Source organism: Xenorhabdus ehlersii (assembly GCF_003610465.1).
Taxonomy (GTDB): domain Bacteria; phylum Pseudomonadota; class Gammaproteobacteria; order Enterobacterales; family Enterobacteriaceae; genus Xenorhabdus; species Xenorhabdus ehlersii.
Window position 1 is genome coordinate 403,736 of sequence record NZ_RAQI01000002.1, and the last position, 20,486, is coordinate 424,221.

Genomic DNA, 20,486 nt, shown 5'->3' on the forward strand with positions numbered 1-20,486 from the left:
GTTGAGGGGGTTCAGCAGAAGATGTTAGGTTAGGGAATGGATGAGCCGGTATTGCCACCGTTATGGCCGTTTGTGTGTTTGTGGCCGCGCACTGAGATGTTACCCGCTTTAACGTCACCCGTGGTTTGGTAGCTGCCGGATGTCTGGTTGATATTACCCTCAAACGTCGCCCCTTTGCCACCCCGGATCGCCATCCCGCCGTTACCGGTGATGTGTGCCATCGCCGTCAATTGTTCGCTGGTTGTCACCATCGGTGTGTTAAAATCCGCGTTATTGGCCGCATTCACCTCAAATGTCTTGCAGTTAACCCGATAGGTATCGCAGTCCACTTCGATAAGGCGGCCACGCTTGAGCACAATTTTTGCACCTTCATCGGTATAAACGGCCACTTCCCCCGTCTTCAGCCCCGTCAGGCGATACGCGCCGTGCTCCGTGGCAATGACAATACCGTGTGAGGTTCGGCCGTTCAGGGGCAAGACAATGCCCATTGTGCCCGGTGGCGGGTTAGAGGTGTAGCCATACTGCTGGAAAAATTCCTGTCCCTGAAGCTGTTCGTCGGCGAGGCCCTCAGCCTGGATCGTCTGCACTTTTCCGCGACTGTCGGTCGCGCCTAACACGACCCTGAATGCCAGCCTAATGCTGTTTAATGCCTGGTTAATGCGTTGATTCACTTGCGGCCACATTATTGATTCTCCCACACGGGAACCGCCCGGAGTTGATCTTTACCTTTTTTCTTACTGCCTTTTTTCTTTTTCTTGTCTGGATAGGCGTCAGGTATCCACACACCATCCTCTTTAAATCGCAGTGATGTCATTGCCCCCCCCGGACGGCCGCCGATGAACTCACGTCCCATCAGGAAGAAAATGCCATCAATGCCATGCAGTTCGCTCTGAATGCGTACCCGTTGCCCCGGTTGCCAGAGTTCGCCGTTGGGGGTACGGTGGCCATGAACTTCCGCCCGGATATCCAGTCCGGTTAAACGGGCATCCGCCATCGCCTTACGGGCGCGGTACTGCAATTGTTGCTGGTTGTCCACATCCCCGTTCGTCAGGATTTGCGGGCGATAATAGGGAACAGTCGGGTCAGTGACTTTAATCCGGTAGTTATTGTGCCCTGTTTTCGCTGTGCTGCCTGAACCACCACTGGCAGCCGCAGCGGTGAACGTTGGCGGGGCAGTGACATCCACCGGCTTAATTTTCGGTTGGTTATCGGTTGTCGAGGCATGGCTTTGTGCCAGTAGGGTTAATTCGGAAAAACAGCCCTGTATATTGCGGATGTCTGACAACGAAATGAGGTTATTGCCCTGACCATCACGGCGCATAATGAGATCGGCCACGGGCGGACTGCTATAGTCTGGGCCACCAATAACCAGGGTGCCATCAGGATCTAACCACGGCCAAACGCCACGCGCTGCCGCTGCCCGTGCCAGTGCATCCCACGCCCGTTCACCGGGTTCGATATGCACCCGGTCATTACGTGTCATGCCACTCGCCTGAATACGAATGCGGGTGATACCCAGTGGGCGAACGATGCTGGCAATCACTTCATCCAGATTTAACTGGCGGGCACTGAAGACAGGGGCAGCACAATCCACCAGAATGGCGGCATCATCGCGGCCACTCAAACTCAGCGTGACGCTACGGCGGTAAACGTCCCGCGTGACGCTGTCAACCCGGCCGGATAAAATCACCGTATCACGGATTTTCACTTTCACCGGCGCGCCGCGGACGGCATCCACAGGGAATACCCCGTCAGGCAATCCCAATGAAAGTTGCCATGCATCCGTAGCCTTCAAAAAATCACTGTCAATGCGATAGCTTTGCCAGTCGCTGTGTGCCTTGCCATTCAATAGCAGCACGGGCTTATCCTCGAATTGATTATCGGGTATAGGCATTGAGAATATCTCCGGTTTTAATCGCGTTCGGGTCACGTAACCACGGATTCAGGCGCGCCAGTTCGGCGGCGCGGTGATAGTCGCCGTACCACTCGTGCGCCAGCAAGTGCAGATTGGTTGATGTGGTGACCGTTCGGCGGGTTAACGGCGGGCGGCGGTTCATAACGATGATCGCCAGGGTCTGCAATTCCAGGGCAATGTGTTTCAACTGGGACACCACGCCACGCCACAACAACCCCACCGGCTCGCTGTCTTCGCTGATACGCTGGGTGCTGGGCTGATACTGGGTGCGCACCTCAGCAATCGCGGTCAGAATAGCCGTCCTGACGGTATTGACGATGCTGGTGATATCCGCCGGCGATAATCGGTCAGGCTGGACCTCGTCAGATAAAAGGGCAGTTGCCAGATTCGCCAATTCCCCGGCCGCCATGACCTGGTAGAGTACGCCCAGATCGCGGACATCCGCCAGGCTGGCATCCACCGGCATGGGAACGGGTGCCGTGATATCACGCTGAACCAACGCCGCAGGCAATGCGGTCAACTGATGTACGACCGCCACACTGTCCCCCCAGGCGGATAATAACGTGGTGGCACTGACCCCCTGGCTGAGCACCGCCGCCGTGGTGACGGTTCCCGGCAGATAGCCATCCTGTTGGCGGCGCGAGGCGGATGAACCGGCAGATGAGGCATGACAGTTGGGCGGACGTGCTCCCCGGTCTAACTGAATCACATCAGACAGTTTCAGGTTCAGCAAATCCCCGATACCGCCCGTGCGCACATCCAGAATGGACAACAAATCATGCACAAAGGCGCGGGGGTATTTCAGGTAATCCACGCCCTGACTGATGACCCCGGCGATATCACCGCGCATAATGGTCAGGGTATTTAACATACCAGCCAGTGCCGCCTTGCCTTTGGCGAGAAAGCGCATTCCTTTATGCACCGGTGCCATCACCTGCTCAAACAAATCTGAGGCACGCTCTGTCAGCTCGTTAATCGCATCAAACAGGCTGTCACCCAATTGCTCAGGGTGAACGTCACTGTGCAATTTCGTACCGAGGGTGGATTCCAGAAATACCAGCTCCACATGGCAACTGTCCGGTCCTTCAGCTTCATGCTGAATTTGATATTCAATACAGAGTACCTGTGGCACAGAACCGTAAATCGGGTGGATCAGCTCGCCAGTGCCGGGCTGGTCGAGCACTTTCATCAGGGCATCTAACTGGTGTTTGTAATTCTCTCCCCACAGGAACGCCGTCAGGCGAAAGTTCCGCGCCTTGCGGCCTAAATCCATGACAGTTGCCCCGTCAATAAACGGGTATTCGTGATCTTCATGGTCACGGGCCATGCTGTCCTGGGTATTGAGGACATCAAATTTCACCCCACGGAAGGCCGCATCTTGCAGATCATCACGCCAGCTCATGGGTATACCCCTCCGGTGCCGCGCCCGGCTTCGGCCGCGTTATACTCATTGGTGACTTCGGCCAGCGTTCGGCCATCCAGCAGTAACTGAGAGGTAAACGTGATCGGGGGCAGGGGCGATGTTTGACTGTCCGGCAGTTTTTGAACCAGGTTAGTCTTCGGTGCCATGACAATGCCCGCTTTTTCGGCATCCTGTATTGTGATGGGCGCTTTTTTAATGGACAGTTCATCATCGAAGTTAAACAGGGACTTAATATCATGCCAGGCGTCTTTTGCCCCGGCCGTGCCATAGTAGGTTTTTTCGAATTCGGTTAACTCACGACCCAAACGCTGGCGCACTTCGGCCAGTTTTTCATCCTTGCCCTGGATCTGGATCAAAGGAAAGTCCTGGGTGCCCTGATAGGCCGCCACCCCGGTGCCAATAACCGGGATGGCGCGACCCGCTGGCGTGGATAACAGCCGTGATAGTCCACCCGTCAGGCCGCTGGTCGAGGTACGCAGCCAGCGGCCAAATTGACCGAACCGTCCACCGCCACCAGAGCCGCCGCCTGCCGCCGCTGTACTGCCGGGCGGTATACCGCTCCGGCCGGTAATAAATTTCAGGCCGGCAAATGCCACGGCGGCGACAGTCATCGCCTCAATGGCGGTGGTAGCCCCGACAACGGCGGTAGTGAGATTGGGGAATTCTTTGCTAAAATCAGTCAGCAATTTTGAGACATCGCCCGTGAAGTCTGATAACGGTTTGACAGCATCCATCTCAGCAAAGTCTTTGGCATTTTTCGCCTGCTGGAGTTTAAACTCATTCTCATCCGCAATAACGGCCAGAGACTTTGCCCCTTCCCCCTGGCCTTTGGGCATCGTTAATTGGTTGCGCACATCCGCCTGAACGTCGCCAATGAACTGACGGTAGTTACGTATCGCCAGCAAGGCCATCATCGCCTGCTGGTCAGCCATTAATTGACCAATGGACGCGCTTTCGTATATCTTTTGTTGTGCTTGTAATATCCGCTGATATTCCGGTGACTTCTGGTCTGTACTCGCCAGCCCTTTTTCTATATGGCGTAATTCGGGGTTTTGCGCGGCGATCCTGTCTGTCAATAAGACGAGGGTTTCCAGCGGATCAATGCCTTTTCCCCGCGCATCGGCCAGGGTTTTCGCAATATCGATACCATATCTATCGACTTTAATCCTGGCCGCCCGCCGGGATAAATCGGTACTGTTCAGCTTAGCGATTAAGTTGGCAAGGTTATTGCCCGCTTCATCCGATGAGGCGGCATTTTTTTTCGCCCCTTGCGTATAGGCGAGAATTTTAACCAAGTCCTCCAGGCCTTTGTAGCCGTTTTCATTGGCTTTTGACAAAATTTCCGGTAACCAGCGCGCCATATCGGCAAATTCAAATGCCCCTTCCTGTCCGGCACGAATGGCGGCGTCCAGGGCTTTCATCATATCGTCGGCGGAGGTGATACCATATCCTTTAAGCGACTCAATAACTTTGGCTAACTGCGCGCCGCTGACCTCGGTGACCGTCGCATATTGTTGTAATATGGGCATCAACGCTTTGGTTTCTTCAAAACTGAATGCCCCATTGGCTAACATTTCACTCAGTAAATCAGCGGCCTGCTCCTTGGTGCCTCCCCCGGCGGCAACCGAATCGCGAATAATGGTATGCAGCTCGGCCTTGCCCGCTTTTCGGCCGGCGACATCCCGCTCATTAAAGGCCGTATTACTCAGATACGCCAGCCGCTGTTCATAGCCCATCTGCGCCTTGACCGGCTTCGCCACCACCATACCACCCGCAGCTAACCCCCCGCCCACGGTCATCATTTTGCTGCCAAATGCTCCTAATTTTGCCAGCCGGCTGATGCCCTGCATTTCATTACGCAGGGCTGCGACACGCTGGCGCATCGCGTCATAGGCTCGGCTTTGTTCGGTGATGGACAGTGTCCCGCTGCGAGCCAGCCGGTTATAGCTGGCAATGGTGCGGGTGATTTCCCGCTGAATGGATCGCTCAGCGCGCACGCCCAGAGTTTCACGGGCGCGGGCATCCCGTGCCTGACGCCGGGCTTCGGCGGTCATCTCTTGTGACGCTTTGCGGCGCTGCTTCTGTTGGCGATTTTCACGCTCGGCGGCCTTGTCGGCGGCTTTTCCGGCATCTTCCGCACCTTTGACTACATCCCGCAATAGTTTAATGATATTTTGCGATGCTTCATCACGGAATGAGACTGCCAGGGATATTTTGAGATCACGTGCCATACCTTAACCCCGTTGTGTTAGTAGCGGTTTGGGTGTCTGACGCAGGGATTTAACCCGCTTGCGGTGTTTGTTTTTAGGGGCAGGTGCCCCCTGTAATTGCCTTAATGCCGCAATCCAGCCGTCCAGTTCGGGGCGGCTCATGGTCAGGATGCGTTCATGGCTGAGACCGTATTGCCCCAGGGCAATACTGGCCAGCATTATTCCGCGGCGTCGTTCGGTGGCAGCAGTCGCTTTTTTTTAACGTCAGCAATGGCCTGCTCCAGCACCTCAAAATCGTCACTGGTCAGTTGATCCAGCAACAATTCGGTGGTGATGTCTGGCGCGGGAATAGTCCCCAGCGTCACCAGGCATTTGGCGACCACGGCCATCCGGTAATGCAGATCGGCTGCATGCCCGTCAACCGTGCCGCACACCGATTCGGTTTCGTCCAGCGCCTCGTAGCTCTGGCGCATGGTGGGCAACCTGACGGTAAATGCATGATGCAAACGGCCAGTGTGTTCGACGCCATACAGCAGTGTTCCGCTTTGGGTTATTTGGGTTATCATTCAATGACCTCCCTTAATGCGGCCATTTTGATATCCCGTTTGGCTTCGTTATCCACGGTGTATTTCGCGCCCACTTCGGTGGTAAAACAGTCCAGATAAGAGGTGCGGCGCCCGCCTTTCCCCGTGACCGGGTACTGGGTGATTTTAACGCCCACCAGGTTGCCCCAGTCCAGATCGCCCTCCAGCGGAATGACCACCGACAATGACAGATCGTAGGTCGCGATACCACTGGTGTACCCCTTGGCTCTGCCCGTTTTATTCATGGTCTTGACCAGCTTGCGGCCGGTGTTGATTTGCACATCCAAATCAGTGACCTCGATTTCACGGCCATCGACTTCTAACACAATGGCACCAACATATTCTTCTAACATGGGTTACCTCTTATAAGTACAGGTCAATCCGGCCGGCAAAAACGTGCAGGCCATTGACGACATCCGCCGGAATTTCTGCATCCAGCCGGTTGGGATCTTTATCGTTGCGTTCAACCAGTAACTTGTCCTTGTTTTCCTCGACCTGCTCCAGAATTTCGCTTTCTTCCAGCTTAAGCAGGACATCCAGCAGTTCGGAACGGACTTTCTGGCGGGTGCGCTCATTGAGCTTGTCACGGGGAAACCGCTGTGAAATGCGCTCACGGCACGCCTTGCGGGTGTAGTCCAGTGTGCGGATAGTGGTCAGATCCAACAGGGAAATGTCGTCGACCCCCTCGGCATTTCGGGTGTAGGTAGTAATAGCCCGCACAATCTGCACGCGATTCCCTGCACCGACCTCAATCGGCGTCAGGCCGTTATGCAGGGCGTTTTCCTGCTCGTTACGGCTGGCGCGGTGTGTCACCGGGGTAATATCCATGCCGGCCAGGGGCAAAGTATTTAAGGGGCGTGCGGGGTCTTCCTCACTGGCCATCACGGCACCATAGGCTGCCGCCAGTTCGGCGGGCAATTTGGCCGACCCCGGATACCAGCCTATCGTCAGACGACCCGCGTTTATTTCGCCCGCCAGCGTGGTGCCCGTTGCCAGGGTGCCTGTCCAGCCCGCGACGCCAATCGCCCCGCGCTGCTCCATCGCATTGCCGGTCTGCTCCAGATGGGTACGCAACGCCAGCAACGCCGCCGGGGTACTGAAGGGGGAAATAATGATTTGATGTCCGGCAGCAAAAACGGCGTCCAGTGCCGGCTGAATATCAGGGTCATTTTCACCGCCGGCCATGTCGGACAGGGTGATACTGATACCTTTGGCGGTACATTCGGCTCTGAGGCAGACGGCATTGCCAAATGCCCCTGCCTGACGGGCCGTCAACGTAATGACGTCACGGGGTGTTTCGTCGGTGCCCTGATTGCGGATCGAGGCAATGATTGGTAACGCGGTTGCCGTCTCAACCGCGGCCACCACGGCGCTGTTGAGGGCGGCCAGACTGTCACCCGACTCGACAGCAATCTCCAGGCGCTGGTCACCCACCCATAAGTACAGGGTGCCACTGCCCGTGGTGGCACCGGTCAGGCTCAGGGTAGCGGTGGCCGCGTTACCTGCGGTGGCGGTTTTCACGCCAATCACCTGCAATTGCAGATAGCTGTTGGCCTGAATGGCAGCACGGGCCATCAGGTGCGCCAGTGAGCCGGCCCCGAACTGGCGGGCGGCCTCGTTATCGGAATAGATATCCAGCGGGGTCAGTGCCGCCGCCTGCGCCTGCGTGCCCATCGGGGCAATAATCAATACCCGCTGTGGGTTACCCGGCAGCGTGCGAACCGCCATGCGGGTATTAAATTCAAAATACTTGCCCGGCTTGCGGATGCTGGACGGAATGGTATCAAAACTAATCATGTTTCCTCGACTTACCCACCTTCGTCGTGGTGGGAACGGCAGGCACTAAATCGCCCGCCGTGATTAACCGACGGTAATAGGCGCTATCCGGCACCGTCACGGGTTCGGCACCAATATAGCGCCGCGACTGGTTTTCCAGCGGGACATGCAGCCCCGCCGCGGCAGTCACAATTAATGTACTCATGTGTTTTTCCTGAGATTCACTAAATCGGCCGGATCATCGGGTAACCCCATGCCGGGCGGGTCGTAGCGCGTGCCCACCCGTAACAGGTCAGGGTCAGGCTGCGACAACTGGCCGTGGTATTCGTTATACAGCCAGTCAGGGTGTGCCCGGTCACGGGTGTGTTCAGGCCAGGCACCTGACGCCAGTGCCCCCTCCAGCCATTGGGTATCAAACTCACAGGCAAAGACGGACAGTGCCCGTTCAGCGACCTGCGTATTAAACAGGGTACGGACACGACCCGGCACCAGCGGATTGATTTTCAATCCCAAATCCTGCCCCGTCAGTAATCGCCTGACCGCGTAGACCAGGCGATAACACCCGACCTCATTGACGTTAACGCCACCCCTACGGGAGGCCGCTTCACTGCGGGTGCTGTAATCCCCGACAATCACGACAAATTGTCCGGTCGGTTTGTACTGGCGTTTGGATACGCTGAATGGCTCGGTTTTGCTGATACCGCCAAACGTGACCCACACCGCCGGCAACACGCGCACAATCCGCCCTAAATCTTCGTCGATTTCCCCGCCGTAACTGGTCACGGTACGGGTCATCTGCCCCAGCCCTTCGGTCAGCCGCTGACAAATGGCCTGCTCAATCTGGGTGATCAAAAGGCACCTCCCCCTGTCGCATCACGGCCGAACTGGCGGGGACGGCTGCCAAACGCCATTTGCGGTGTGGACTGGATAATTTGCCCGTTATCCGCCCGTCCCAGGCTGATCTGCCCGGCGGCCACTTTCTCCAGAAAGCGAATGGCATCTTCATAGCGCAGGCGAATTTCTTCTGACATCACCCGATGGGCTGTCGTCAGATGATAACGGGCGATATCACAGCAACGGCCGACCAGAATGCGCGGCGTATCCGGCCACGGCGTGGCATAGCGCCCGACCAGATAACCGTCAATTTCGGCACTGGCACGGGTTAAGGCTGCATTCATGGTTTGCTCATCAATCTGTCCGGTCATTTCGGGATCGCAGAGACTGACACATTCACGCTCACTAAAGGCCAGGATCATGTCGTGCTGGGTGGCATACATAGTTAGTCCTCTTTAGTTGGCTTCTTCGCGTCCTTTTTCAGTGCCGCCAGGTCTTTTTTCAGGGCATCACGCTCTGCGGTCACCGTGTCCAGTTCGGTCGTCAGGCGTGAGACTTCCTCAGTCAGTCCGGCAACCTGAGTCTGGCTATCCGCCCCCGGTGACGGCACATCTGCCTCATTGACAACAGACACCACCAACATCGGGTCGGCTTGCAATTCGGCCAGTTGCGCGGCAGTAAAACGGTCATCCGGGTAGGACGTGGTGTTGTCACTGTGGGCGATACCACAGCGGCGGAAATCCGCCACTTTGGCAGTAATTAAAATCGGCATTATTGTTCTTCTCCGGTTGATCCGTAAGCCAATTGCCAAAAACCGTAACCGCCTGCGGCACGGGCTTCGGCGCCAAACTTGTATTGACGGCGGGTAAATACGTCGTCACTGTCCAGGCTGGTTTGTTCCACCATCACCGGGGCTTTGCGCTCCTGATAAATAATCGGCTTCACGGATTTAGTGGTGTCGAGCAAATACCAGCGGGTATCGTGGGTCAGGCGCGGTTCGACGACCACTTCCGCCGTGCCTTTAAACAGGTTGACCTTGCCGTCTTCCAGCCGGTCAGCGGTCATCAGGGCACGGGCGGTGTATTCCAGTGCCGGCGGCACCAGCAAAATATTCGGGTTGATATTGAGCGGGCGGCCGTCATCGTCGGTAAACTGGCGCATGGCCGTGCGGGCGGCACCGTAGGATGCCTGCGCTTTCGCCATCGATTCAATAGACAGTGCCGTTTTCCCTTTGTTGGAAACCGACCGGATGCCGACCGGATGATCACGGTCAAAAAAGTACTGTTTGTCGTAGCACGGGCGCTCAAATCCCAAGTTTACCAATTCGAAAACGATATCATCAGGCAGTGCCGCCGCTGATTGCCCAGCGCTTTTGGCCTGAATGGCGTACTGGCCTGTTTGGTCGTCTTCGATATCGTTACGATCCACTTCAATCGTGGCTTCCCAGTCATCATTCTCGATGGTGTATTTATGCCCGGACAGGGATTTCACCACTTTTTCACCGACCCATTTGCGCATGGCCGGGAAGTTCGACAGCCAGGTGTAATCGTTCACCTTACTGGTTGAGGTCACTTTCATAGCGACTTTTTCCCACTGCGACGGCGCCGCCTCCAGCGCATTCTGGAAGGTGGTCGTAATCGCTAGAAACAGCACGTTTAAATTCGATTTATTAACAAGCATCAGATTTTCCTATTGAATCAGAACCAGTACGCCATCAATGACGGATACTTCCAGTACACGACCGACCACGGGCAGCTTGTCGCCGTCTTTTATCGCCTTGACCGTCACACTGTTGGCCAGGGTGCACGCCCGGCCGACCTGTGCCTGAGTCACCGACTGGGCGCGGTCATTATCGAAATAGAAGGCCCTGCCACGACGAACCCGGACGGCACATTCGCCTTGTTGACCATCGCGGTTATCGGCAAATTCATCGGCCACGCCCAGCACCGTCAGTCCGGCATCAGCCTGACCGGGCACAGCAAAACCGGCAGCATTGGCGCAGACCAAATGTCCGCCCCCGATTTGCGCACCGGCTTCACACGGCACACTGAATAACTCACCATCGCGATGAGGGGTATTGCGATCCATTAGCGTTCTCCCAATTGTTTTTTCAGGTCTTCAGGCGATAAACCGAACTGAGTACAAATCGCTAAGGCGTCTGTATCCAGTTCAGTCAGGGTGTGTGTCGGGGATACGGCTGCTGGGGTTTGTCCCCCTGATTGCAGGGATGATAGTGCCGCGATAGGCTGCGCCTTTTCCAGATGGGTGGTCAGTGCCGCAAAGTTTGTGCGCCCCAGCTCTTTAGCCCAGTCCTCCAGAGCCGGTGTTAAACGGCCGTCATTCAGCGCCGCCAGCACCAGACTGTCAACCTGGCTCACCTGTGCGTGCTGGCGTTCGCTGTTCAGTTGTGCCTGAAGCTCCTGGTAGCCTGCAATCGGTACGTACTTGGCCGGGTCATAGGCTTTTGATGACAGGTCGGCAATCTGGGTTCTCTGGGCTTGCAGCAAGTCGAGCAGACCTTGACTGGCCGCTGTAGCGGTGCCCTGACCGTTCGAAATTAAATCAATGGCTTTTTGCAGCTCTGCGATGATATCGGCTGTCGTCGCGGTGGCAGGCAGATTGAGCATCCAGCGTAAATTGTTTAACAGTTCCTTGATGAGTTCGTCATCCACGGAATGATCCTCCGGTTGTGGGGTGTTCAGGGCAGCCAGTTGGGAGGCCGCAGCTAACATCACCGCATCCATCCCGTCCAGTGCCGGGGTGTTGGTCAGCGCCGAATGCAGCAGTGCCGTGACGTGACCGTGTTTGTCATACAGAAATACAGGGGAAATAAATTTGTATTCGTTGGCGGCAATGGCATTGGCCGCGTTGTCTGTCCATTCAACGTTAACTGCAAACAGTCCCTCACTGTCGCGCCATTCCAGGGTATGGAACCAGCCCGCCGCCGGGGCGGGTTTACCATTTTTAATGGCGCGCAGGGTCTGGTGCTCGTAGTCAATCACCAGCGGTGTTGCACGTGATGCCACTTGCTGGATCAGATTTTCCGCAATCTCGCGGGTCATTACCCAGCAGGCACAATCGGCTGGGCGGCCATCGTTGGCACGAAATTCGCCCGCCGGAAACAGCTGGATTTCGTGGTGATGGTTTCCTCTGATAAGCGAGGTTAGTGCAGCAATGTTTGTTTTCATGTCCACAGCATAGCGGGGCAATCACGACCGATGCGGTTGAGGGGGTTCAGCAGGTGACGAAATAGTGAGCGGAAAACAAAAAATACAGGTGGAAAATTCTGGCAGGCAGTCTATCGCGCTTTGCCCTGAACCGGAACCCCATTTAAACCCCGTTTAAAAACGATTTAAACGCACGTAACCGGTTAAAGGCCGGTGATTGTATCACAACCAGCGCAAACGCCCCATAATGGGATTCAGGGCGTTTTGATATTCCGTTCGTCACGGCGTATTGGTCAGCCGTTGCAGGTAGTGTTCCAGAATAGCCTGGATCTGATCGGCGTCGCTGTCGGTCAGTTTCAGGAACGGGCGGGCAGGTATCTGGATTTTGTAAGCCGGCAGCGTATTCCACTGACTGTGGTTCGCTTTCGCTTTGTGGGCAAAACGGCTCTGCCCCTTTTTGCGCCGATAATGTGCCTGCTGGCTGCGGGCAGGCATATTAATAGTGCCACCCTCCTGGTGGATGCGGGCGTAGATCACATTCGTACCGACCAGGGCTTCATCGTTATCACTGAATTGCTGGATGCTGCTGGCCAGTCGCCCGGTGTGTTGCAGGATTTTCCCGCCCGCCCGCTTTTTGGCATAAGCCGGACTCCAGCCCAGCCAGGCAGGGCGACCCTGCTGCCTGAAATTTTCCTCGACCGCATCGGCCATCGTCGCGGCAATCTGGCGCATCATGGGGGTTCGGTCACCCAGCCCGTCCGTCAGTTGCTGCATGGCCTGCTGAAATTCTTTTAAGTCAATCTCAATCTGGAACATGGAAATCCGCCTGTTGGATCACATTGCGCAATTGCCCCTCGCGCACGCTGACTATCCACCATACCCCCGCCCGCATGGCGCCATAATACTGCGTTCCGTCTTTCGCCAAATGCTGGCGTTCGGGGTGCTCAATAATCTGCTGGAGCGCCAGATAATCGGCCAGATCAATTCGCGCCTTATCTGCCAGTCGCTTAAGGGTCGGTGCATCGACCGTCACCGGATCGGATTGCAACCCGCCAGAGCGCGGGCGCACGGCAACCGGATAACGCTGTAACGATGACGGCGCATCCTGTTTCAGTGCCTCGTTAAATACCCGGATAAAGTCTGGACCGGTCAATGTCCCGGTGACATACTGACTGGCTGCGGGTTGCGGGTATTTATCCAGTTCGGGCTGCCAGCTCACCTGACCGGGGTTAAACCCAAAGCCCGGATCGGGGGCATACACCTTGCCGGTCATCGGGTTTTCAAAGCCCATCACCGGACGGGTTTCACCCGGTTCGCCGTACTCTTGCTGCACCTCAATCCGCCGCCCCTCGGTGGATTGCACCCTCAATCCCAGCCGTTCGACATCCGCTGCGCTGCGGGTACGCACCCGGCAACGACACCGATAGCCATCCGGCGGGTAGATGGATTGCCAGATGGGATCGTCATAGCGGGCGATAAATCCATCGAGAGCCGCATGTGAGGGGCGGATACGGCTATCCATAATGCCCACACGCTCCCAATAGGGGCGGTCATCCACGTTTTCCATTTGCTGCTGATAGCGTCCGGCCATATAGGCCGACTGCATATTGGTCGTAAAAATCGTCTCCAGACGGCGGGGGGTCAGCCGCTTACCGTGCAGTTCGCCTGTTTCCGTGTCTGCAACCAATCCCTTGCCCAGCCAGCCTTTTCGTTCCAGCATCGGCAGGAGGTTCCGTTGAAAGTCGCGGAAGGTTTGCCCGGTTTCCAATGATTTTTGTAGTTCCGTCCGAATGTCGGCCAGCACATCCAGTTTTAACACGCCGGCCACGGTAAAGGCACGGGCATGCGCCAGGGCTTCCACCTCGTGCCAGTTAAAACCGATGGCAAAGCCTTTACGCTGGAAATAGTCAATTGCTTCTTTAGGCGGCAAGCCAATCACATACCCCAGGTTGGTTTTATTACGTGTCGGCATGAAGACAACCCCAGACATCGGCCACAAAAATCGCCTGCGCCAGTAACTGCTGCAAGGTGCTGTCATCCAAATCGGGGTAACTGGCCGCCACAATATTCATCGCCTCATCCACATTCTGGCCGGATTGCAGTGCGCTGACCAGCGGGGACAGTAACTGGCTCATTGCCACGCTAATCGGGTCAGACAGCGGCGGGGCATTATCCAGGGCAATCTGAGCCGGATCGATATCCGCTGACTCATGAACCTGGCTTAAGACCCCCAGCCCATAACGCGAGACACCATAACTGAGGGGCGTAGGCAGCACCGTATTGATGCGCGGTTTTAATGTCGGTTCGTCATCCTGCGGAGTCGGTATCGCGGCTTTTTTATGTACCCAGGAAACCGGGATAGAGTTCATTCCCGCCTGATTCACCAGGGTGGATATGGCCGTGGCAAACTGGGGCAGATCCACCGCTTCACGGGTATCAAACACAAAGCGTGGCATCCGGTGTGGGTTAATCTCAGTCTGTCCATTCAGCGCTAATAGCATCTGGATCAGATTCTTAAACATGCCCTCTAACTGGCGGGCATCGGCGGTCATCAGGTCATGGCGTACTTCGTTATGCACATTCCCTAGCGCATTCGTGGAAGATTTGCCATCTGCCTGGGTAGTCAGTGTGCCGCCCAGAATGATTTTGGATTGCGTCCGTTCGGCCCAGTTAATCATCGCCATAAACGGATCACTGCCACCGGATGCGGCACTCTCGAACCGGATATCACTGCCCGCAGGGATAGCGGCAACCGCCTCATGCCCCAGTCGCACCAGTGAATCCAGCAACCGATCCCGGTCAGCATCCGAGGTGCCGGCCGCATAAGTCGCGATACGGGCAGGCAGGCCGTAAATCTCTAAGAACTCCGCCAAATCGCGCAGGCTGAAGTTTTTAAACAGGTACGGCCACACCAGCACCCGATAAATGCCGCTGGTCGCAATAAACCCACTGCGGGCATTGTGACGATGCACCAGCCAGCCGAACGGCCACAGCGGGCTGCCATACAGCCCGTTATTGTCCCGCAGCCGGATCTCATCCCGCTGCTCTGGCAAGGTACGAAACCAATAATGGGGACGCAAATGCAGTGTCTTCGGCAGCCAGGTTTTTTCCACCCGTTCCCATTCGATTTCCTGGCAACTGAAGCCATGCCCGACCGCTTCCATGCCGTTGAGGATGATGTCCTCAATTTCCGGCATGGCATCAAACCATTCCTGCACCTGTGCCGTGATGGCCTGTTCCTGTGCTGTCGCGCGTTTGGGCGGTTCAATCGACCAGTCCAGCGTTAATAACGCGTTCTTACGTTTCTCCATTTCCGCAAAGATATGACCGTCACGCTCCAGCATGTCACCGAACAGGCTGGCCTGCGCACTCAGGTCGCCCAGTTCAGCCATTTGCAGGATACGCGGCAGCTTACGGATGGTGAGTCCCCGTGACGGATGGTCAGGGTAAATGCGCTGCATTTGGGCAATTTTCACCGTCTGGGGTGTATTCAGTGCCTCCCGCTGGAGGGGGTTACCGTAAATATCAACAATTGGCATTTCTCTTGTTCCTTATTACCATGCGCCCGCCCCGAAACGTTGTCCACCGTCACGCCGGGCACGGGTATAAATTTCGGTGCTGCCTGCACGGGATACCGCCAGTGACCACAACATATGCAGCGCATCGGGGCCATCATCGTGATCTGCTTTCGGAAAATGACGTAACTGGTCAATCAGGGTATGCTGGGTGGGATGTAAACGGATCAGTCCGTTCGCCATATGGGGCTGTAACGACTCGATACGTAAGATTTTGTCGGTGGACGGTATCACCGGCACCGCCGGCACGGGGATACCCTGCTGTGCCGACCGCTTCACCAACTCAGTACGCAAAAACTCCTGAAACTGGACGGACTCTATCGCCCAGGTCAGGCAGCCGTATTGGCGCTGATACTGGATAATGTCGGCAATAATTTTGTCAGGCAGGCGGCGACGGATATCGGCTTCCACCACATCCAGAATGCCGGTCATACGGTTAAAGCCGCCCACCAGAATAGCGGACGGGTCACGGTTCTTGCTCATCTTGCCAAGGCTCGGATCACACACCCCGTAATAGAGCCAGTCAGATAAATGATTCGACCAGAAGATGATGCTGTTGGCGAAAATCGCATCTTCCCCACTGACTGGATCATTCTGGTATTCCGAGTCAAAGGTGCCGTGCCCGTCACGCACGCGGATACGCATCAGCGCCAGCAGGGGACGCGCTGCCCACGAAACGATTGCCCCTTCCAGTAAGGCCGCGGCGTGCTCGTGATAGAAACGGTCAGCGGCATCCAACAGCTTATTATTGACCAGCCCTTCCCATTGATCCCACAGCGCCATATTGGCCGGCCACTGGATAATGGCTTTAAACCGCGCCGTTCGCCACAGGGGGTTATTCAGGGTACGGGACAGCACGGAATCGTAATGCAGTATTGTACCGATATAGACCATATCGGTTTTGCCGCCTGCCTCACCGAGCGGCATCACGGTCTTGGTCAGCCATGCGTGTAATTTGTCACGCTGCTCCGGGTTGCGGACCATCTCGTCATTCTCGATATCATCCAGCACCACCAAATCGGGGCGGTAGGGGCCATGCCGCAGGCCGCGTAACTTTTTGCCGGAGCCTGCTACCGTCACCTTGATATTGTTGCGGGTGACAATAGTCCCCATCTGCCAGATGCGCCCCTGGCCGCAGATATCCGGGTAGTCATTACGCAAGCGCGGGTTATATTCCAGCTCCGCTTTGATGGCTTCGAGCATCGGGTACGCCTGATCGATACTGTCCATAATGATGACCGGATAGCGTTTGATACCCCGAATAATGCACCAGAGCACAAACAACTGGCTGACCAGTGTCGATTTGGCTTCGCCGCGGGGCGCGGCAATCGCGTCGCTTTCGGCCGCCGGACTGGCGACAATTTGCGGCAGGCGGGTAAAAAGATAGTTGTGTAACTGACTGCGCGACGGATGGCGCACATAGTGCGGGAAATAGGTCTGGACAAAGAAGCTGTAGCCCTCAGCCGCATCGGCCACGTTCTGGCGGCGCTCTTCGGCCGCGTTGGGATCGGCATCAAATCCCAGGCACTCCGCCTCAATGGTCTGGCGCAGGCTGGTGATATAGTCCTGAAGCGATGCCCGGAAGTCTTTGAGGGAAAATTTTTTAGCCATAGTGTTGCTCTAACTCAGTGGCAAACGCTTCCAGTATGTCCAGAAAGGCTGCGTTATGTTGTGCATACTTGTCGTTAATAAACGCGCCCAGTTTCTGGACAATTTCCAGTGCAGTCGCCAGTTCGTTGGTTTCCGGCAAGATCTTCTTGCTGGCACTGGTCGCCTTATTAAACGCATCCGCCAGGCTCGCCAATAACTCCACCCGTTGCTGGGGCAGCATATCCGGCGTGGTGTTGAGCAGTTCCATTGTGGTCTGGCATTGCACCACCAGGCTCATCAGCACCGCTCGACCAGCTTCTTCTATGCCGCCGCCGGCCATTGTCTGCGCAGCACGCATCTTGTCCCAGTCGTCGCCTTTATCCTGTGCGTCTTTTTTCCAGCGCCGGGCGGTGACAAACGCCACACCACACTGTGCCGCGGTGACTTCCAGCGATAACTGGTTGAAGATATACATGCGACGGAGTTTATCCCGCGTTTCCTGCGGATAGGCCATATCAGCCCCCCATTTTGGTACGTAACAACAGCACGACCATTGAGACCAGACAGCCTGCTACCGTGCCGGAAACGGCACCCGCAATCGCTCCACGCCGCATGGCGCCATTGGTGGCCTCTTCGCGAATAGCGTCCATCTGATCATCAAGATGATCCAAACGGGCATTTAATGCATTCAGGGCGGTTAAAACCTGGTTGTTTCGGTTTTTCTTTTTCATGGTGTTTCTCTCAGCAATTTGCCAACATCCCAACTGCGCATACTGGTGCGAACCTCTCCCCCTGTATCCAGAAAAATAGCTGTACCGCGATTACCGTTGTAATCAATGGAATGAAAATGCGTGATACGCGCTAAAACAACTGTTATGGGATACATCTGGCTACTGACCCCATAGGGTGGAAAATCATAAATTGTCATCATTCACCTTATTGACATTGTGTTTTGATATAGTCCTGCAACCCCAGAATCATTTGTTCTGAGGTGGCAATTCGCTGCCTGAGTAACCAATAATTTCGGATAGCGGTGTCTGTAGGTCGGGCGGGGGTTGCATCATCCACGCGGGTGGCGGCAACGGTTTTAGGCACGGGACATTTGGCCTGGATGTACACCCGCTCAGGATGAACAACAGAATCAGCGTGCAGCCGGTCAATTTCAGATTGGGCATAAGCCAGTTTCTCAGTATGTTTGGTATCCAGTTCCTGCAACATATCAATATGCGTGTTCTGGATATGGATAGTGTCGGTCAGTTGCTGGATTTCGCTGGCCTGACGTTCATTGGCGTGTTTCTGTTTCGCATACTGATTGCTATAGTAGTAACTGCCAAATGAGTTGATGCCTGCAACAACGGCCAGTGCAATCATCGTGTAACCGGTTAATGTGAATTTCATTTATCCAGCCCCCAACATGTTAGTGCCGCTTCCTGAGCACGTCGCTCAACCTGACCATAGCAGCCGTTCGCCTGACCTTTGGTTTTACGACAATCATGGCCACCATCAAAAATCCAGCGCGGGATCTCAGCACAGGCCCCGCGTTTATCCCCTGCGTTGAGTTTCCGGTAGAACGTGGAGGAAAAGCACCGGGCGGGGCCGATGTTATACGGGCAAAAACTGGCAATTCCGGCTATCTGAGGCTCTGTCAGTGGCACCTGTACATGGTGTTTTACCCAGTCAATGGCACGCCGCGCTTCAATCCGGTTTAATGCATCACACTGTTGAGCGGTCAGCGTCATACCCCGACGAACGGGCGCGCCCTGTACCCGTGTGATACCGCGACAAATCGTCCACATGCCGCCCGCATCCTGATAGGCCGATAGCCGGTTGCCCTCTTTTTCATTGAGAAATTGCGCCAGAATAATCTCCGAACCTGCCCCCGCCAGAATAGCGGCAATAACCGCCGCACTCAGACGGCTCTTCATCTCCATGACTAGACGTCCTTGGGCGAACGGGTAATGATTTCTGACAGCGTTTCCGGTGACGCACTGCGCTCCAGAATGTGCTGCAAGATTTCTGTACGCTTTTTCTGCTCCCGTCGGTTCAGTAGATAGGTCAGCGTTCCCAACAGGATGCTGGCAAATACGCCAATCAGAAAGCCCCATTCGTACAGGGATAACCCGGTAAAGAAGGCAATCAGCCCGGAAATACCGTAGGTGGCATGGGAATATTTATCATCAGTGGTCATCCCTGCGGTGCCTCATGTCGCTGCTTAATCAATGAACGCAGTGTAGGGCAGGGAAAAAAAGGGAAGCGTTTGAAGGGGTTCAGCAGGCGACTGACCTGCTGAATATGCCATTCAGTGTGTCACAGGTATGAGGGGCATTTCAATCAAATAAACGGGATTGCGGTGCCACGTCTGCATCCTGCTCACTGACCAGCTTCCAGCCAATGCGATCACTAAAACCATACCGCGGACACAGCAGCGCCATCGCCTGACGGCGGGACAATCCGTCCTGACACAATCCCGCCAGTTCCGCCAGAAAACGGGCATTGCGCAGGGAACGGAACGCCGCTTCACAACGGGGAATATAAAATGGCGCATCCCCTAAATAGCCCATCAGCGTGTGACACTCCTCGTCAGTCAGTACCTCGCGTAACAGGCGATAAACGCCGCCGCTGCGTTCGGCCGCTTTGCCGGTTTTAGCGGACAGGGTCACGCCCCCAAAACGGCTAACCAGGCGGGCGGTGGCCGGATAGCCAATCACCTCGATCAATTGCAGGGCGGAATCCGGTAGCAGGGATTCCAGTTGCGCTAATTCGGTGTGTTCAATAATGATCTGCATCGCTCCCCCAAAAACAAAACACCTGCCAAAAAATGGAAGGTGTTCAGTATTTCAGGTTTTGCGGCATTAGATAGGTTGAAGGGGTTCAGTGGTTAGATGTCATTGGCAATTTTATTTTGAGATAATGCATTTATTTCATCATCAAATTTAGAATCTGTATACATTAGCATAGTAACTTCTTGACCATTACTTTTCTCAACTTTAATAATAACCGTGTCATTATCATAACGAACAAAAACAGGCTCACCTGTAGTTAAAGCTCGAACCATTATGTCTTCAGATGTCATTGATGAAGGCAATCCATATTTTTTATTTAACGCATCAATTAATGGATTAATATTTGAATCCACACCAATAAGGAATCTCTTAAACTTACCATTCAGGAATGTCGCTATTGCCATAGTTTTCTTACCTGAAAAATTAAAGTCAAGACAAGAATAAAGTGAGAGTTCTTTTATAGTTGATGCAGGTGGAATTTTTTGAAAATTGCAAAGCTTAGAATTCATAAGGTCTTTAACGCTAGAACCAAATTTTACATCTTTGTAACCATCCACAGCCCAAGAACTCAGTGATAATGTTGATAGCATCAGCCCCAGTAAAACACGTTTCATTTTCATCACCTCCGT

The 20,486-nt window shown here is 55.1% G+C and carries 27 protein-coding genes; all 27 read right to left on the reverse strand.

All coding sequences use genetic code 11. From position 1 onward, the window contains the following. Positions 1-29: 29 nt before the first annotated feature. The 27 genes from BDE27_RS07780 to BDE27_RS07910 all read right to left on the reverse strand — a co-directional run bounded on the left by BDE27_RS07780 (position 30) and on the right by BDE27_RS07910 (position 20,471). Positions 30-683 (reverse strand): phage baseplate assembly protein V, encoded by a 654-nt coding sequence (locus BDE27_RS07780; protein ID WP_099133697.1) that lies wholly within the window; start codon positions 681-683, stop codon positions 30-32. Further along, entirely contained in the window at positions 683-1,894 is a 1,212-nt protein-coding gene (locus BDE27_RS07785; protein ID WP_099133698.1) for a phage baseplate assembly protein, read from the reverse strand. Before BDE27_RS07785 ends, BDE27_RS07780 begins: the two co-directional genes overlap by 1 nt. Continuing rightward, on the reverse strand, positions 1,878-3,317 hold the full coding sequence (locus BDE27_RS07790) for a DNA circularization protein (protein ID WP_099133699.1): 1,440 nt from the start codon (positions 3,315-3,317) through the stop codon (positions 1,878-1,880). Before BDE27_RS07790 ends, BDE27_RS07785 begins: the two co-directional genes overlap by 17 nt. After that, positions 3,314-5,569 (reverse strand): phage tail tape measure protein, encoded by a 2,256-nt coding sequence (locus tag BDE27_RS07795; RefSeq protein WP_099133700.1) that lies wholly within the window; start codon positions 5,567-5,569, stop codon positions 3,314-3,316. Before BDE27_RS07795 ends, BDE27_RS07790 begins: the two co-directional genes overlap by 4 nt. A gap of 3 nt (positions 5,570-5,572) precedes the next feature. Beyond that, positions 5,573-5,767 carry a hypothetical protein gene (locus tag BDE27_RS07800; protein WP_099133701.1) on the reverse strand — a complete coding sequence of 65 codons (195 nt, stop codon included), beginning with the start codon at positions 5,765-5,767 and terminating at the stop codon, positions 5,573-5,575. Continuing rightward, positions 5,767-6,114, reverse strand: coding sequence for a hypothetical protein (locus BDE27_RS07805; RefSeq protein WP_099133702.1), 348 nt, complete (start codon positions 6,112-6,114; stop codon positions 5,767-5,769). Before BDE27_RS07805 ends, BDE27_RS07800 begins: the two co-directional genes overlap by 1 nt. Further along, complete coding sequence (locus tag BDE27_RS07810) at positions 6,111-6,485, reverse strand: hypothetical protein (RefSeq protein ID WP_047769769.1); 375 nt, start codon at positions 6,483-6,485, stop codon at positions 6,111-6,113. Before BDE27_RS07810 ends, BDE27_RS07805 begins: the two co-directional genes overlap by 4 nt. A gap of 10 nt (positions 6,486-6,495) precedes the next feature. Continuing rightward, positions 6,496-7,929 (reverse strand): phage tail sheath C-terminal domain-containing protein, encoded by a 1,434-nt coding sequence (locus BDE27_RS07815; protein WP_099133703.1) that lies wholly within the window; start codon positions 7,927-7,929, stop codon positions 6,496-6,498. Continuing rightward, positions 7,922-8,113, reverse strand: coding sequence for a DUF2635 domain-containing protein (locus tag BDE27_RS07820; protein ID WP_099133704.1), 192 nt, complete (start codon positions 8,111-8,113; stop codon positions 7,922-7,924). The genes BDE27_RS07815 and BDE27_RS07820 overlap by 8 nt, the downstream gene beginning before the upstream one ends. Next, complete coding sequence (locus tag BDE27_RS07825; RefSeq protein WP_099133705.1) at positions 8,110-8,760, reverse strand: DUF1834 family protein; 651 nt, start codon at positions 8,758-8,760, stop codon at positions 8,110-8,112. The genes BDE27_RS07820 and BDE27_RS07825 overlap by 4 nt, the downstream gene beginning before the upstream one ends. After that, on the reverse strand, positions 8,757-9,185 hold the full coding sequence (locus BDE27_RS07830) for a gp436 family protein (RefSeq protein ID WP_099133706.1): 429 nt from the start codon (positions 9,183-9,185) through the stop codon (positions 8,757-8,759). Before BDE27_RS07830 ends, BDE27_RS07825 begins: the two co-directional genes overlap by 4 nt. A 2-nt stretch (positions 9,186-9,187) precedes the next feature. Continuing rightward, positions 9,188-9,514 (reverse strand): HI1506-related protein, encoded by a 327-nt coding sequence (locus tag BDE27_RS07835; protein WP_099133707.1) that lies wholly within the window; start codon positions 9,512-9,514, stop codon positions 9,188-9,190. After that, positions 9,514-10,422 carry a Mu-like prophage major head subunit gpT family protein gene (locus BDE27_RS07840; protein WP_099133708.1) on the reverse strand — a complete coding sequence of 303 codons (909 nt, stop codon included), beginning with the start codon at positions 10,420-10,422 and terminating at the stop codon, positions 9,514-9,516. Before BDE27_RS07840 ends, BDE27_RS07835 begins: the two co-directional genes overlap by 1 nt. Positions 10,423-10,431: 9 nt before the next feature. Next, complete coding sequence (locus BDE27_RS07845; protein ID WP_099133709.1) at positions 10,432-10,830, reverse strand: hypothetical protein; 399 nt, start codon at positions 10,828-10,830, stop codon at positions 10,432-10,434. Continuing rightward, entirely contained in the window at positions 10,830-11,930 is a 1,101-nt protein-coding gene (locus tag BDE27_RS07850; protein WP_099133710.1) for a phage protease, read from the reverse strand. The genes BDE27_RS07845 and BDE27_RS07850 overlap by 1 nt, the downstream gene beginning before the upstream one ends. 258 nt (positions 11,931-12,188) lie before the next feature. Beyond that, positions 12,189-12,725 carry a phage virion morphogenesis protein gene (locus tag BDE27_RS07855; RefSeq protein WP_099133711.1) on the reverse strand — a complete coding sequence of 179 codons (537 nt, stop codon included), beginning with the start codon at positions 12,723-12,725 and terminating at the stop codon, positions 12,189-12,191. Further along, positions 12,712-13,881 (reverse strand): phage head morphogenesis protein, encoded by a 1,170-nt coding sequence (locus tag BDE27_RS07860; protein ID WP_099133712.1) that lies wholly within the window; start codon positions 13,879-13,881, stop codon positions 12,712-12,714. The genes BDE27_RS07855 and BDE27_RS07860 overlap by 14 nt, the downstream gene beginning before the upstream one ends. Continuing rightward, on the reverse strand, positions 13,868-15,448 hold the full coding sequence (locus BDE27_RS07865) for a DUF935 domain-containing protein (protein WP_099133713.1): 1,581 nt from the start codon (positions 15,446-15,448) through the stop codon (positions 13,868-13,870). The genes BDE27_RS07860 and BDE27_RS07865 overlap by 14 nt, the downstream gene beginning before the upstream one ends. Positions 15,449-15,463: 15 nt before the next feature. Next, on the reverse strand, positions 15,464-17,095 hold the full coding sequence (terL, locus tag BDE27_RS07870; RefSeq protein WP_099133714.1) for a phage terminase large subunit: 1,632 nt from the start codon (positions 17,093-17,095) through the stop codon (positions 15,464-15,466). After that, the gene (locus BDE27_RS07875) at positions 17,088-17,588 is read right to left on the reverse strand and encodes a DUF1804 family protein (protein ID WP_099133715.1); all 501 of its coding nucleotides are present in this window, start codon (positions 17,586-17,588) and stop codon (positions 17,088-17,090) included. The genes terL and BDE27_RS07875 overlap by 8 nt, the downstream gene beginning before the upstream one ends. A 1-nt stretch (position 17,589) precedes the next feature. Further along, positions 17,590-17,805: a hypothetical protein gene (locus tag BDE27_RS07880; protein WP_099133716.1), complete on the reverse strand. Its 216-nt coding sequence runs from the start codon at positions 17,803-17,805 to the stop codon at positions 17,590-17,592. Continuing rightward, positions 17,802-18,005: a hypothetical protein gene (locus BDE27_RS07885; RefSeq protein WP_143707538.1), complete on the reverse strand. Its 204-nt coding sequence runs from the start codon at positions 18,003-18,005 to the stop codon at positions 17,802-17,804. The genes BDE27_RS07880 and BDE27_RS07885 overlap by 4 nt, the downstream gene beginning before the upstream one ends. Positions 18,006-18,010: 5 nt before the next feature. Beyond that, a complete protein-coding gene (locus tag BDE27_RS07890; RefSeq protein ID WP_099133718.1) occupies positions 18,011-18,472 on the reverse strand; it encodes a lysis protein in 462 nt (153 codons plus the stop codon). Further along, positions 18,469-19,005, reverse strand: coding sequence for a lysozyme (locus BDE27_RS07895; RefSeq protein WP_099133719.1), 537 nt, complete (start codon positions 19,003-19,005; stop codon positions 18,469-18,471). The genes BDE27_RS07890 and BDE27_RS07895 overlap by 4 nt, the downstream gene beginning before the upstream one ends. A 2-nt stretch (positions 19,006-19,007) precedes the next feature. Further along, complete coding sequence (locus BDE27_RS07900) at positions 19,008-19,262, reverse strand: phage holin family protein (RefSeq protein WP_099133720.1); 255 nt, start codon at positions 19,260-19,262, stop codon at positions 19,008-19,010. 139 nt (positions 19,263-19,401) lie between these two features. Then, positions 19,402-19,860 (reverse strand): mor transcription activator family protein, encoded by a 459-nt coding sequence (locus tag BDE27_RS07905; protein WP_099133721.1) that lies wholly within the window; start codon positions 19,858-19,860, stop codon positions 19,402-19,404. A gap of 92 nt (positions 19,861-19,952) precedes the next feature. After that, the gene (locus tag BDE27_RS07910; RefSeq protein ID WP_099133722.1) at positions 19,953-20,471 is read right to left on the reverse strand and encodes a hypothetical protein; all 519 of its coding nucleotides are present in this window, start codon (positions 20,469-20,471) and stop codon (positions 19,953-19,955) included. Positions 20,472-20,486 lie beyond the last annotated feature (15 nt).